Origin of the sequence: Photobacterium pectinilyticum, assembly GCF_024357955.1 — a bacterium.
GTDB lineage: Bacteria > Pseudomonadota > Gammaproteobacteria > Enterobacterales > Vibrionaceae > Photobacterium > Photobacterium pectinilyticum.
The window spans coordinates 1-940 of the sequence record NZ_JANEYT010000191.1 but is presented as its reverse complement, the minus strand read 5'-3'; the positions used below and the strand labels follow the sequence as shown (position 1 = coordinate 940).

At 46.8% G+C, this 940-nt stretch carries 1 protein-coding gene; it reads right to left on the bottom strand.

Translation table 11 applies throughout. From position 1 onward, the window contains the following. A partial coding sequence (locus NHN17_RS25825; protein WP_255045535.1) for an IS630 family transposase occupies window positions 1-832 on the bottom strand: 832 nt, incomplete at its 3' end. Window positions 833-940 lie beyond the last annotated feature (108 nt).

The following is a 940-nucleotide window of genomic DNA, read 5'->3' as shown; positions in this document are numbered from 1 at the left end:
TTTGTTTTAGCCAGGCTTGTGTTTTCCGACTCTTGTGAATGATGTAGTTATCCAAGATAAGCGTGATCGTCTTTGCGCCACGATAGTGGCGCTTGAGCATCTCTAACATCGCGATGAACAACTCTGAGTTTTTGCTGCCGCTGCTGACATATAACACCTTGCCTGTTGCCGAATGCAGTGCGCCCGCAAGGTAGTGCTTTTCATTTTTTCCCGGTGTCGGAACGCGTTTTTGCTGGCCTTTCATCACCCAATCAGCACCGAGCTTAGGGTTTAAATCGATATCAACTTCATCTTCGTAAAAGACAGGGTGTCTTGCAGAGCAATTGACTAAGGCCTGATTGATTTTATCCATCTTTTCAGTGCGATGTGGATCTCTGATACAGAGTGTTGGTGCTGCTCGTCTCCAAACAATGCCAGCTTTTGGCAACCAGCGACGGACAGTTGAGGCAGCAACGGATGAACGAAACAATTTGTTCAATTCTAGTGTCAGCAGCTCGGTACTCCAGCGGCTTCGCTGATACCCTAAATCCTGTGGTGATAGTTGAATCAGAAGTACTAACATAGAAAGCATTTCATTCATGGGTAACAGCGATGGACGGCCGGCATCCATAGATTTCAATCCGTCAATGCCACACTCAGTAAACCAGTTAATCCAGCGTCCGATAGAAGAGCGAGCAGCACCAGTCAGGGCATGAACCTCAACAATAGACTTGCCATCATGCAGGGCAAGAAGTGCAATTAATCGACGGGCAAACCCTTTATCTGCTGTTGATTGAATCGCTTTGTGCATTCTTCGACGTTCCGGACGTGGAATCGGTGCTATGATGGCCATTGCTCAGTCCTCTGCGTGGATATGATTTTGTGTGGTAACTGATCAGATCGCACAATTTGGACTGAGTTCCCTTCCCTGAGAGATCTACTATTAGGAACAGCTATTTAG